The sequence below is a fragment of the Steroidobacter gossypii genome (genome assembly GCF_016801985.1).
GTDB lineage: Bacteria > Pseudomonadota > Gammaproteobacteria > Steroidobacterales > Steroidobacteraceae > Steroidobacter > Steroidobacter gossypii.
In genome coordinates this window covers 357953-369693 of sequence record NZ_JAEVLS010000006.1, presented here as the reverse complement: position 1 = coordinate 369693, position 11741 = coordinate 357953, and the positions used below count along the sequence as shown (strand labels likewise).

Below are 11741 nucleotides of genomic sequence, written 5' to 3'. Positions count from 1 at the left end.
TGAGGATGTCGGCACATGAAAGGTCCTTCGGCGAGCAACGGCGCGCTTATCCAAACCCGGCGTGACGTGATGATTGCGATGGCGATAGCGGGTGTCGCGAGCGCATGCAGACCGGCATTCGCGAGCGGGCGACCGGATCACGCGCACGATTGGGATTGGCTGATCGGCAATTGGGATGTCTGGCATCGACGCCTGAAGGAACGGCTGGCCGGCAGCAACGAATGGCAGGAGTTCACTGGCAAGAGCGCGTTGTGGCTGAGCTTGAACGGCCTGGGCACCATCGACGACAACATAGTCGACCTGCCTGCCGGCACCTATCGCGGGCTCACGCTGCGTGCTTTCGATCCGGCCAGCCGCAAGTGGTCGATCTGGTGGGTGGACGGCCGCAATGCTTCGCGCATCGATCCTCCCGTGCTCGGCGGCTTCGAAGGAGACACTGGCATTTTCGTTGGCGAAGACACATTCAAGGGACGGCCGGTGACCGTGCGCTTCCGTTGGTTGGATATTCACAGCGCGCGACCGAACTGGGAGCAATCGATGTCCGCCGATGGCGGCAAAACCTGGGAGGTCAATTGGCGCAATTACTTCACGCGCACCAATGCCAAACCCTCGCCTTTGCCTCGCATCGAGGGCGCGCCGCGCGACTTCGATTTTCTGGTGGGCTCCTGGCATGTGCGCAATCGTCGCCTCAAACAGAGGCTCGCCGGCAGCACACAGTGGGAAGAGTTCGACAACAGCCTGGTGAACTGGCCGGTGCTCGGTGGATTCGGCAATGTCGGCGACAATGTATTCAATGCGCCGGGTGGCACTTACTGCGGCGTGAGTCTCCGCGTCTTCGATAGCGAGACGCGCGAATGGTTCAGCTCGTGGCTCGACGGTCGCAATCCTTCGCAGATCGGAGCGCCGTTGCGCGGCAGCTTCAAGGATGGCGTTGGAACGTTCGTGGGCGACGATGTTTCCAATGGCAAGCCGATCAAGGTGCGCTCGCAGTGGTCCAGGATCACGGCCGGCTCGGCCCACTGGGAACAAGCGTCGTCCGCGGATGGCGGGCGCACGTGGGAGACCAACTGGATCAGTGAGCTGACCAGGAAATCCTCGTGACCGTGAGCGCCGTTGTTACCGAGCTTGCCACTCGTTGCCTGCTGTCGCTGCCGGTGATCTGCTCGACGGATGCTGTGCCTGCCAATGTGGAAGTGGTTTCCCCTGCCGAGCTGTTCGCGCCCGGCGTGGTTTCCACCGAAGCGTCCGATGTGAGATTGACGTTGAGCCCGGACGGCCGGACCGCCGCCTGGTTTACGCGCAATCGCGCCGGCGGCCCGGGCGAATATGACATCTGGATCTCGTCGCGTACTCCCGGTGGTTGGGGCGCCGCCTCGCCTGCGCCGTTCAACTCGCCTCAGCGGGACTTCGATCCGGCTTTTTCCGCCGATGGTCGCTTTATTTATTTCTGCTCCAATCGTTCGGGTGGATTGGGTGGCGACGATCTTTATCGCGTTGCTGTGCTGGCCGACGGCTTTGGTGCGGTCGAGCACCTCGGCGCAAACGTCAACAGCGCGGCTGACGAATGGGCGCCTATGCTCTCCCCGGACGGCCACAAACTTCTGTTCTCCAGCAACGGCCGCGGCGCTCGACGCTTCGACCTGTTCGTCTCCGCTCGCCGGCCTGACGATTCCTTCGATACCGCGGTTCCCCTGCCCGGCGCCATCAACACCGCCGCCGACGAATTCGACGCAACGTTTCTTGCCGACAACGTCACGGTGGTGTTCGCCCGCTCGCCGAATCTCCAGACCGATCGGGTCACCCTCGCCTACTCATCTCTACGCTCCGACGGCTATGACGCCGGCGTCGTGCTGCCATCGAGCGTCAACGCCGTCGGCCAGAACACCTATGGCCCCATGCTCGATTGGTCCGACCCCTCTCGCCTCACTCTCTCCAGCCAACGCCCCGAAGCTCGCGCCGGCAGCACCGATATCTACACCTTCAAGTACCGCCTCACGCCGGTTCGCTCGCAAAAACTGTAGCGCCTCTCCGGACACTCCCCAATCGAGGTTCCCGCCAGCCCCGATCTGGCATACAATGCCCGCCCTCTTCTGGGCCGGCTTAGCTCAGCTGGTAGAGCAACGGTTTTGTAAACCGTGGGTCGCGGGTTCGACTCCTGCAGCCGGCACCACCTCCCCTTCCGCGGGACTCCCGAAGCAAATCCTGTGACCAGGTTGGTCCGCTACATCGTCGACCTCCCTGGGACGTTGGCTCATGCGTAATCGGGTCGTTGTTACGCAGATTGCCGCAACTCAATAGGTCGTATCTTTGGTCGCCGCTTCTTCTGCGCATGCCACAGATCGTAAGCGACCTGCATGCGCATCCAAGTCTCGGCCGAGCCGCCGAGCGCAGCGGCCAGCCGGATCGCCAGTTCCGCGCTTACAGCTGCTCGACCGTTCACGACGCGAGAAAGCGCTACCCGCGACACGCTGAGCCGCTTGGCGAACTCAGTCACAGTCATCTCTCGCAATACAGTGTCTTGGAGTATTTCTCCGGGATGCGGAGGATCATGCATCTGCGACATGGCAGCCTCAGTGATAGTCCTGGTAATCAACGAGCTCGACGTCTTCGCCAGCGAATGTGAAGGTCAGCCGCCAATTCTCATCGACCCACACGGCGAAGTGACCCTTTAGATCACCCTTCAATGGATGGAAGCGCCATCCAGGACGATCCATATCGCCGGGCCGACGGCGGCGTCGAGCTGACCCAGAGACAGCACCTCATGCGCGCATGTGCCGTGGTGTCGTTTGCACGGACCACTTCCACTACATCTAGCAGAACAGCGCGGAGCTCGTTCTCTGCCCACGCGCTGAATGTATGTGAGGGCTTCTGCGGCCTACTGCCGCTAATCGTTTCCGCGGAATCTCGCGCGGCGGCTTCCGCAGCAACTATCGCGCGACAGGCGTTCCGGTCGGCGGCAGAAGAAGGGCGAATCAGTTCGTTGGCTTATCCAGCACCGGCTCGGAGGGTGGTGGGCGAAGCGTGTGTTCGAGGAGGTGGGAGGACATTTGGCGGTGGAGTTTCCAGCCGGCGGGGGTGCGTTTCCAGATTTCGAGGGTTTGGCCTTTGTGCCATGAGCCGTTGGAGCGTTGATAGGCGATGGCGCCGACGCGCCAGGCGGTGTCGCCGGTGATGACGATTTCGCGATCGCTGGCTTTGATTTCGCCGTGAGTGAGTGAGGCGGCACGAAGCCAAGACTGGGCGGCGAGAGAGGGTTTGTCGATGCGATGTGCTTCGCCGGTCAACACGAGCACGTCTTCTGTGACAAGCGCAGCGAAGGCGGCGGCATCGTGAGAGTTGAATGCACGAGCCCACTCGACGGCCGCGGACGAGATGGACTTTCGATCAGAGGCTTCGTCGGCGACGACGAAGCTCGGCGGTGCGCCGAGCGCAGGTAATAGACAAAACGCGAGAAGGAGGCGCGTGGGAAAGCGAGTACAAGAATGCATGTCGCGTCCTCTGAAAAGCGTGCCAGGATCCAGTGTAAACGCACCCACCACCGCCAACGGTCTAAAAAACAAAGGGCCCGCGACAGAAACGCCGCGGGCCCGGGTGATGAGCAACAATGAGCGAAGCGCTATCTTTTCTTCTGCACGGCCTTCACCGCCGCCTCGGCATTGACGAAGCCGTAGCCGTCGAGGCGGCTGTAGCCCTTGCCGATGAGGTTGAAGAACTCGCCGCGGAACGAGCCGCCGCCTTCGTAGGTGCCGAAGAACCTGGCGCCGCCGCGCACGACCTCGCCGGAAGGAATGAGCACGCCGTCACCCAGCAAGTCGGCGGAGTTGCCGCCGGCCGCGCCATTCGGGCCGGCGACATCGGCCTCGTCGCGATCGACGCCGAAGGACAACAGATCGCCGCTGCGGAACGATCCGGGCGCGAAGGCGAGATCGAGTTGTTTCCATTGCCCCGGCAGGCCCGGAGGATCGGCCGGCAACGAGAACGAGGCGGTGATGTCGGACGGGCTCAATCCCACCGTGCGACCGATCACGAACGGCTGACCCGGCGCCGGCAGTGGCGTAGTGCGCTCATCGAACACGATGCCCTCAGGAGTCTGTGTCTGATTGGCTTGGCTGCCATTGATCGACAGGCTCGCCAGCCTGCGCAAGCCGATCTGAGTGAGGGTGAATACGTTGGGATCGAACTGACTGATGGTGTTCTGATCCGCCGACGCGTTGATCGCCACCAGGCTGCCGCCCGACAGCGCAAAGCCCGAAGAGAAGAATGGATCCAGGTCGTGTCGGAACGCACTCTCCTGCAGGATCTTGCGCATGCGATCCGGCTTCACCTTGCCGGGCCCGCCGGCCGCATCGAGCACCAGGGCGGCAATCGCCGCCGCATGAGGCGCTGCCGCGCTGGTGCCGAAGAAGTTCGGGAACGTATCGTCATCGACACTAGAGTCCGAGCTGAAGAACGTGGTGTTGGCGCCATCCATCGCCGCCATGTCCGGCTTCTGCCGGATTTGCGGCGTGCGATAGCGTTTGTTGTTCTTGTCGAAATAAATGGTCGATGGCCCGGGCGACGTGAACGCCTCCGGCACGAACGGCGCGTAGAAGGCATAAGCCGCAACACTCATCGCACCTTGCGCCGAGTTGTGGCCGAACGTCACCGGGCTGAGATAGCTGAAATACTCCTGCGGGTTCACGCCACTGAAGCCGACGTAACGAATGCGATCGGCGACGTTGCGATTCCTGTTGTCAGGAGTGTTGGCCCGCGCAATCACCATCTGCAGCGTGGCGCCTGGCAGCGAGCCGATCTCCACGGGCCGATTGCTGAAGCGGTTCTGTTCCGCGAACGCGCCCACGAACGTGCCGTTCGGGAGGAAGAACAGCAAGTTGTAGTCGGACAGCACCTGCTCGACCACCTCCACCTCCTGAACCCGATACAAATAATCGCCGAACTGCGACGCCGCGAAACTGTCCACCACCACCGTGTAGGTACCGGCGATCGGCAGCTCCAGGGTCAGCGATTCGGGATTGGTGGAAGTATCCACGAACTGGATTTGCGCACCGTTCGGATCGAGCAGCGTGAACACCAGATCGGGATTGGGCACGCCCGTGGTGGTGTCGTCCGCGTCGACGAAAATTTCGACCAGCTGCCCGACCGCGCCAGCAAACGTGAAAGACGAAGTTGCGCCCGGTGGCACGGTGCCCACGCCGGAGACGATCGGCGGCCCCACCGGCGTCGGTGGCACTGGATCGTATGGTTCGTTCCATTGGAACACGATGGTGCTGCCGCTGTTGAACGCGATGGTCTGCGCGATATCGACCTCGCTGCCTTCGTTGAAATCGTGGAAGCCACCTGCATACAACGCTGGATCCACGCCGGTGAAATCCAGGTTCGTGCCCGACCAGGAGGCGGCGGTTCCCGGCACCAGCCGTGGCTTGGAGTCATAAGACTGCGTGGCAGGACGATTGCCGGCGGACGAGAAGTACGACACGCCGGCCGCGGCCACTTCGTCGACCGCCTGCGCCACGATGCCGTCCTGGAAGAACGGTTCGGCCAGATAGATGATGTCATCGACGATGATGTCGGCCTTGAAACCGGGCACGGCGTTCGGCGCATCCGGGAAGCCCGCGAGCGCCCGAATGTTGTTGGCGAAGTTCACCTCGCCACCGTTGGCAGTAGCGAAGCCGAGTCGGGCCTTGGGCGCCATGTCATGCACGATCTGCAACATCGCGCGCCCTTCATCCGACGCGTTCGGCCAGTCCTGCAGAATCACCACCGGTTCGGTATTGCCACTCGGATTGCCCGCGCCCGGCAGATCTCCGCTGGCGACGTCCGCGGCTGCGCTGTTGGGTGCGGCATTGGTATCGTAACTATCCGACATCACGCCCACCGTGATGCCGGCGCCATCGATGCCGGGGATCTTGTCGACACGATGTTGCACGACACCCTGGCTGTCGGTGAGCCCCACGTTGGTCACCATCGGGCTGGACGGCACGACCGCGAGCACGCCTTTTTTGCCGGCGATGCTCAATAGCGAAGCGGGGGGAACGTAAGCTTCGATCACGCCGGCGCGATAGCTCATGTCGGTAGCCATCACTTCCACGCCGGCCGTGCTACGCAGGCTTTGTAACACCGCCTCGGCGGGCGTTCTGCCGTCGAGCGAGATGCGAACCAGTGCGCGCCCGTCGGCATCCATCTGTACCGGGTGCGCCAACTGCACTTCAGAAACCGCCGTCGTGCGCAGCGCTGCGGCCGGCTGTGCAAGTTGTTCAAGACCGCCGCCCAGGTTCGGCGCGCCGGGCTTTGCAGCAACGGGTAAAGGTGACAATGCCAGCGCGACAGCGCCGAGAATTCCAGGCGCGGCCAGACGCGATGCGCCGGATCGCAGCCAACGCAATCCCTCATGCCTCTTCATGAACGTACTCCGTGTTGTTTGTGACGGTGCGATCGCCTTTTGTTGTCGTGGCCGACGCTACGCCGTCGGTCGAAGCGATTCAAGCCGCATAGCTGCCGATATACGACGTCTTTCGGACATGCCTCGAGCGGCAGTCAACTTGTATACCGGGCCGTGTGAAATGAGATGAGCCGGCCAAGCGGCTAACGAAGATTCCAGGCGTTGCCCACCGCCGGGCCAGTCACATAGGCATCGAACAACGCGCCGTTGACATCACTTTCACCGGCGAACTGGCGTCGCAGATCCGTTAGATCGATGCGGCCGCGCGCTGCCTCCAGCGAGTCGCTCGTCGCCCTCGCTTCGTCGACACGTCGGGTGATAGTGGTCATGAGATCGATGATGCGGTCGATATGAGAGTTGTCGCGCATCACCGGTCCGTGGCCGGGAATCACCACTGATGCTTCGAGATCGCGCACGCGCCTCAACGTCCCGCCCCATTCTCGAACGCGCGACTGGTCCAAACCGACCAGCGGCACGGGCCAACCCACCATGTCGCCGACGAACACGATGCCATGCCTGGGCAAGTGGACCACCAGATCGCCGGTGGTATGCGCGTTGCCCAACGCGAGCACGTCGACGGCGCAGCCCGCGTCGCGAATGGAATATTTGTCCTTGACCGCGATGTCCGGCAGCAACGCGACGAAATCGCTCGGCACCGTCGCATACCCCTCGCCCAGTCGGATGTCACTTTCCAGGCTGCGCCGCTGCTCCTCGCTGAGCGGCTTGCCGGAGCGGGTCTTGCCAGTCTCCAGCAGCTTGCGAAAGCTCGCCAGCACGTCCGGAATCGCTTGATGAAACTGATCTCGATTTTTCTTGCCCTGGGTGGGCAGATAGTCGAGCGACGCCGCGTGCCCGACGATCTTCATCGAGGGAAAGGCATTGCGATAGATCCGATTGCCGACGATGTGATCGTCGTGCCAATGCGTGTTGACGAGATAACGCACCGGCTTGCCGGTGCGCAGCCGGATTTCACTCAGCACCAAGGTGGTGGTGGCATCGTTGGATTGCGCATCGATCACGACCACGTGATCGGCGCACTCGACGAAGCCGGCGTTCGATTCCACTGCGAAGCCCGGCGGGTCGGTGCGCATGACTGCGAAGACATTATCGCGCAGCCGCGTCACAGAGAATCCATTCGCTGCCGAGGCCGCGTCTGCCAGCAACAGCAGCCACAGCCAACTCAAACTTGGCGGCAAGAGCGTGCGGGCCATGTCATCTCCGCGAAAGAGACAGCGATGGCCCGCATCATAAGCACATCAATTCAAGTGCGTCACCACTCGTAGCGCAGCGTCCCAAGCACGGTCCGCGACGCGCCGAAGTAGCAGCTGTTGCTGAACGGGCAGGCGGTCACATGCTTTTTGTCGAACACGTTGGCGACATTCAACGCCAGCTGCGCGCCGTCCAGCACCGGGGACCAGCGCCCGAGATCGTAGCTGGCCATCGCATCCACCAGTGTGAAACTGTCGGTCGTGAAGGCTGTGAACTGGGTAACGCCGTTGACCACTAAATAGGTGGTCGTGCCGTCCGAGCCACCGACGTAACGAATGCCTCCGCCAACAGTCAGTCCACCCAATCGCCCTTCGGCTCGGCTCGCGGCAAAGTCATACGTGACATACGACGTGCCCATCCACTCAGGCGTACCGAGCGGCCGCGTGCCGGTCGTCGAAGGTGTCACACCGCTCGCCGGCGCGCCCCGAGTGATTTCAGCGTCGGTGTAGCTGCCGGTGACCACGATCTCCAGGCCAGGCAGCACTTCACCTCGACCCTCGAGCTCCGCGCCTTGCACTTTGACCTCGCCGATCTGAATCTGCGCGTTGTTCGGGATGCCGTTGGTGCCCGCTTCCGGATGCCCTACCGGCACCTTCTGCCGACGCAGATCGTAGGCCGCGAACGTGAACAGCGCGTTGAGGTTGGCGGGCTGATACTTCAACCCGACTTCATACTGCCGCCCCGTGACCGGATCGAACGCTTCACCTTGATAGGTGCTGCCCGCCTGCGGCTCGAACGATTCGGAATAGCTCACGAACGGCGCGAACCCGGCAGGCAGCTCATACAGCGCCCCGAGCCGCATGGTCAAAGCATGTTGTGACAGCGGCGTGCTGACGCCAGTCCGCTTGTTGAGCGTGTCCTGGTCGTACGTGTCATAGCGGCCGCTGGCAATGAGCTGCAACCGATCGATCTCGATCTGATCCTGCAAATAAACGCCGATCTGCTCGCGCTCGGTTCGATTGTTGGTATAGCCGTTGGATAACTGCGTGAGATCGAACGTCGGCATCACACCGCCGTAGCTGGGAGCGAACAAGCTAAGGTTCGGAATGCTCGTCAACGGATTGGCAGTGACTCCGGTGTTGAAGTGCTGGAAATTCTCGCCGTCGATGTTCTGATAGTCCAAGCCCGTCAACACATGATGCGACAGCGCGCCGGTGCTGAAGCGGATGGTCACGCTGGTGTCGGCAGTGAGGGTGTCGAAATCCTCATCCGCCCCACCGCCGCCGCGAATGATGGTCGAAAAGTCGGTGTTGCGAGTGGCAGTCGGTCCCGTGGTGGCAAAACCCGCAACATAGATCTGACGGTAGCTCAGGTCCGTGTTCTGAAAGCGCACATTGCTCCGGAGCGACACGGCGTCGTTGAAGTCGTGCCGGAACAGCGCCGCCAGCGAGCGTTGATAGCGATCGAAGATTTCGTAGTTGGGATCGCCGGTGTTGATGTCTTCAGGCAATTCGCCCAACGGATTGGGCAGCACCGAACCGAACGCCGGCACGCCCGAGTAGCCGCCGCCCTTCGGATCGTGCTGATAAGCGCCGATCAACGTCAGGATGGTCTGCGCCGAAGGCGCAAACGTGAGCATCGGGCTGAGGTGGGTGCGCTCGTTCTCGGTCATGGAGGTGAAACCCTCGTTGCGCTGGGCGCCACTCACCAGCCGGAACAGCCAGCGACCGTCGTCGTCGAGCGGACGATTGATGTCGATGTTGCCCAGCTGCGAATCGAAATTGCCGGCCGACACTTCCACCCGGTGAAACGCGCTCGCCTCGGGCACTTTGCTGGTGAGATTCACCAGGCCGCCTGGCGTGGAGTTGCCGTACAACACCGACGCCGGTCCCTTCACCACGTCGAGACGATCGACGCGATTGAAATCGATCTGCGGCGTCGAGTACGGACCGGCGATCAATCGCATGCCGTCCAGATAAAAGCCCGGTGCAAAGCCGCGCAGATACATCTGGTCATAGCGTGTGACCATGCCGCCGCGCTGATTGGGCGAAACGCCCGCCACATAGGTGAGCGCCTGGTTGATCGACCTGGCATTGCGGCGTGCCAGCTCGTCGGCGTCGATGACCGTGATGGTCTGCGGCGTTTTCATCAGCGGCGTGTCGGTCTTGGTGCCGGAGCCGGTGCCTTTATCGCGCACCCCCGTCACGACGATGGTGTTGCGTTCGGAAACATCCGCGGCGGTTTCGGCGATAGCGACGTTGGCGACGACAAAGACGGCGCTGCCCAGCAAAGCGCATTTCAGAGCCATGGGAATTCCTGGGCGCGGCGCCCATGATGCTCATGGCAAGCCGAGCCTGTTAGAAATGTTCGATGGAACTGGCTGGCTTTGAGGTCGAGCGACTCGACCGCGGCGGGCTAACGGCCGCGGCGCCCCAATTCGAGGAGCTGGGGCGCACGGCGGCGAAATGATAGTGGCTCGCATTCGGGAAGCAAAGTCCCGCGCGTGGCCCGCTCAGCGGTTCAATACCACCACTGAAATCGCACCCTCAACCTGAACGGCGTCGGCCACGGTGCTCAGTTCGAGCGGCCGGCCCAGAATGCCTTGATAAGTGCGGCTCAACAAAGGTCGTGCCTGTGGCTGCTTGGCCGGCTTCACGGTCACTTGCAGCTCGTAGTTCTCCCCGGCCAGGCGCCGCACTTCCATGGCCACCTGGTTCGGCGGCAGGTCCAATGTGAACGCCTCGCCAGGTCGAGTCTCGAACGTCGAGCGCACCGTACTGTCGGTGCCGTTGGTCGCGACGCTGATCTCGTAATGGGCTCGAAAGATTTCCGCGGCCTGCGCTGCTCCTGCCGCCAGGCCCGCCGCTGCGATGAGCAGCGCCAGTCTGCTAGCTCCGATCATTTGCAATCTCCATACACGAGTCTTCCCGCCGGTCTATTCGTTATGTCTCACGAACTGGAGCCGGCCGGCGCGATCCGTCTGAGAAATCCTATTGAAGTGCCTGGACCACCTGTATATAACAACAGTATCCCAGCCTTCCCCGTGCGCCGCCATGGACTACCGCAACCCCGTCGTCGTGATCGACCAGACCATCGACAATTTGATGTACCTCGTTGAATTGTGGCTGGAAGATCTGGACGTGGCAGTGGCGCTGAATTGCGACTTGCTGACCCGGGACGACGCCAAATCCCTGGCGGCGCTGCGCGCGGCGCGGGCATTGCTGCCACGCTTGCGCATCGTCCGCTCCAACTACGAGAGCAGTCCTTCCCTCCCCGATGCCGCCGGCTACGTACGCGACCGCGCCATGGAGGAGTACGTCGCCCGAGAGCAAATGAAGTACCGCAAGTTGTTGCGCCCCTGGAAGGACCCATGGAAAGACTCGTACAGGGGCAACGGCCAGTCCCACAGCGGCCCACCGGAAAGCGATCCAGATGGCGAGCGCCCGGATCATGACTCCGATCAGGAAACCAATTAGGAACCCCATGTCGCTGCATGGCGTTCGCTGGTTACCCAAAGCAACCGGAGAACGTCATGGAACACGTGGAAAAAATGGTCGAGGTGAATTGCCCGATCCGCACGGTTTACAACCAATGGACCCAGTTCGAAGACTTCCCGCATTTCATGGACGGCGTCAAAGAAGTGCGTCAACTCGACGACACGCACGTGCATTGGCGCGCCGACATCTGGGGCAAGGACAAGGAATGGGATGCGGAGATCACCGAGCAGGAGCCCGACAAGCGCATCTCCTGGAAGAGTGTTTCCGGCGCCCCGAATGCCGGAACGGTGCGCTTCGAGCCGATCGACGCCGATCACACTCGCGTGCGTCTGGTGCTGGCCTACGAGCCGGAGGGCGCCATGGAAAACGTGGGCGATGCGATGGGATTATTCAGTGCTCGAGTGGAGAACTCGGTGCGGGACTTCAAGAAGTTCATCGAGTCGCGCGGCCAGGAAACTGGCGCCTGGCGCGGTGAAGTCGATAAGAGCCGACCCGTTTGAAATAGCTTACGCCCTGCCCGCGCCGGGCACGTCGTCAAGGGAACAGACGCGTGCTCGGCGCGTTCGCTTCATGCCGAACCGACGAACGGACAGATG

At 62.1% G+C, this 11741-nt stretch carries 10 protein-coding genes, 1 tRNA gene and 1 pseudogene; 5 read left to right on the top strand and 7 right to left on the bottom strand.

Annotated elements, in window-relative coordinates:
* Positions 1-15 precede the first annotated feature (15 nt).
* The 3 genes from JM946_RS25385 to JM946_RS25375 all read left to right on the top strand — a co-directional run bounded on the left by JM946_RS25385 (position 16) and on the right by JM946_RS25375 (position 2170).
* Positions 16-1101, top strand: a complete 1086-nt coding sequence (locus JM946_RS25385; protein WP_203170180.1) for a hypothetical protein — start codon at positions 16-18, stop codon at positions 1099-1101.
* Entirely contained in the window at positions 1098-2021 is a 924-nt protein-coding gene (locus JM946_RS25380) for a TolB family protein (RefSeq protein WP_203170179.1), read from the top strand. The genes JM946_RS25385 and JM946_RS25380 overlap by 4 nt, the downstream gene beginning before the upstream one ends.
* Before the next feature lie 73 nt (positions 2022-2094).
* A tRNA-Thr gene (locus JM946_RS25375) sits at positions 2095-2170 on the top strand.
* A 102-nt stretch (positions 2171-2272) separates the two neighbouring features.
* Here JM946_RS25375 and JM946_RS31810 read toward each other — a convergent pair.
* From JM946_RS31810 to JM946_RS25340, 7 genes and pseudogenes are all read right to left on the bottom strand, one after another.
* Positions 2273-2554, bottom strand: a complete 282-nt coding sequence (locus tag JM946_RS31810) for a HigA family addiction module antitoxin (protein ID WP_269141117.1) — start codon at positions 2552-2554, stop codon at positions 2273-2275.
* Between the two features lie 16 nt (positions 2555-2570).
* Positions 2571-2729, bottom strand: a pseudogene (locus tag JM946_RS25365) (type II toxin-antitoxin system RelE/ParE family toxin); the annotation flags it as partial.
* A gap of 243 nt (positions 2730-2972) precedes the next feature.
* Positions 2973-3605, bottom strand: a complete 633-nt coding sequence (locus JM946_RS25360) for a YybH family protein (RefSeq protein WP_203170176.1) — start codon at positions 3603-3605, stop codon at positions 2973-2975.
* An 11-nt stretch (positions 3606-3616) separates the two neighbouring features.
* A complete protein-coding gene (locus tag JM946_RS25355; protein WP_203170175.1) occupies positions 3617-6400 on the bottom strand; it encodes a S8 family serine peptidase in 2784 nt (927 codons plus the stop codon).
* Positions 6401-6582: 182 nt separating this feature from the next.
* On the bottom strand, positions 6583-7650 hold the full coding sequence (locus tag JM946_RS25350) for an MBL fold metallo-hydrolase (RefSeq protein ID WP_203170174.1): 1068 nt from the start codon (positions 7648-7650) through the stop codon (positions 6583-6585).
* Between the two features lie 59 nt (positions 7651-7709).
* The gene (locus JM946_RS25345) at positions 7710-9956 is read right to left on the bottom strand and encodes a TonB-dependent siderophore receptor (protein ID WP_203170173.1); all 2247 of its coding nucleotides are present in this window, start codon (positions 9954-9956) and stop codon (positions 7710-7712) included.
* A 204-nt stretch (positions 9957-10160) separates the two neighbouring features.
* The gene (locus JM946_RS25340) at positions 10161-10550 is read right to left on the bottom strand and encodes a hypothetical protein (RefSeq protein WP_203170172.1); all 390 of its coding nucleotides are present in this window, start codon (positions 10548-10550) and stop codon (positions 10161-10163) included.
* 151 nt (positions 10551-10701) lie between these two features.
* Between JM946_RS25340 and JM946_RS25335 the strand changes: the two genes are divergently transcribed.
* Together JM946_RS25335 and JM946_RS25330 are read left to right on the top strand one after the other, a co-directional pair.
* On the top strand, positions 10702-11124 hold the full coding sequence (locus JM946_RS25335; protein ID WP_203170171.1) for a hypothetical protein: 423 nt from the start codon (positions 10702-10704) through the stop codon (positions 11122-11124).
* A 56-nt stretch (positions 11125-11180) separates the two neighbouring features.
* Positions 11181-11645 (top strand): SRPBCC family protein, encoded by a 465-nt coding sequence (locus JM946_RS25330; protein ID WP_203170170.1) that lies wholly within the window; start codon positions 11181-11183, stop codon positions 11643-11645.
* Positions 11646-11741: the final 96 nt, after the last annotated feature.

Coding starts and splice junctions, on each gene's coding strand:
- JM946_RS25330 (WP_203170170.1), top strand. CDS start 11,181: ATGGAACACGTGGAAAAAATGGTCGAGGTGAATTGCCCGATCCGCACG.
- JM946_RS25385 (WP_203170180.1), top strand. CDS start 16: ATGAAAGGTCCTTCGGCGAGCAACGGCGCGCTTATCCAAACCCGGCGT.
- JM946_RS25345 (WP_203170173.1), bottom strand. CDS start 9,956: ATGGCTCTGAAATGCGCTTTGCTGGGCAGCGCCGTCTTTGTCGTCGCC.
- JM946_RS25340 (WP_203170172.1), bottom strand. CDS start 10,550: ATGATCGGAGCTAGCAGACTGGCGCTGCTCATCGCAGCGGCGGGCCTG.
- JM946_RS25335 (WP_203170171.1), top strand. CDS start 10,702: ATGGACTACCGCAACCCCGTCGTCGTGATCGACCAGACCATCGACAAT.
- JM946_RS25355 (WP_203170175.1), bottom strand. CDS start 6,400: ATGAAGAGGCATGAGGGATTGCGTTGGCTGCGATCCGGCGCATCGCGT.
- JM946_RS25350 (WP_203170174.1), bottom strand. CDS start 7,650: ATGGCCCGCACGCTCTTGCCGCCAAGTTTGAGTTGGCTGTGGCTGCTG.
- JM946_RS31810 (WP_269141117.1), bottom strand. CDS start 2,554: ATGCATGATCCTCCGCATCCCGGAGAAATACTCCAAGACACTGTATTG.